Source organism: Streptomyces sp. 13-12-16, assembly GCF_002114215.1.
Lineage (GTDB): Bacteria > Actinomycetota > Actinomycetes > Streptomycetales > Streptomycetaceae > Streptomyces.
The window spans coordinates 4385-4785 of record NZ_NCTE01001373.1; the positions used below are offsets into that span (position 1 = coordinate 4385).

Consider the following 401-nt stretch of genomic DNA (forward strand, 5'->3'; position numbering starts at 1 on the left):
GCCGCAAGCGCGGGGGCGCCTCCCACCGCTCCCGGTGACGTGCGCGGCCGGAGGCCACCCGGGTGGCCGGGTCCTCCGCGTCATCCGTCGCCGTCCGTGCGCTGCCGCTGCAGCGCACGGGGGCAGGAGGCGGCGCTCGCCTGGGCGAGCAGCACGTGCATGCGCTCGGTGAGCTGTGCTACGTCGTCGGCGGGCGCGTGGAACGGCAGGCGCACGTCACCGTCCGCGCGGAGGCGTTCGATGCGCAGGGTCAGTCCGTGCCGGTCGACGGCGAGCGGCTGGACGCGGACCGCGCCGTGCAGGCTGCCGTGGTCGACCAGCCGGGTCAGCCGTTCGACCGCGTCGGCGTGGCAGTCGGCGAGGTGGGTCAGCAGCCGGGCCTCGGCGGCGGCGAGCCGGTC

Annotated in this window: 1 protein-coding gene; it reads right to left on the reverse strand. The window is 77.6% G+C overall.

Going from position 1 to position 401, the window contains the following annotated elements; translation table 11 throughout:
- Nucleotides 1–80: 80 nt before the first annotated feature.
- A partial coding sequence (locus tag B7767_RS41065; protein WP_143652957.1) for a DUF2470 domain-containing protein occupies nucleotides 81–401 on the reverse strand: 321 nt, incomplete at its 5' end.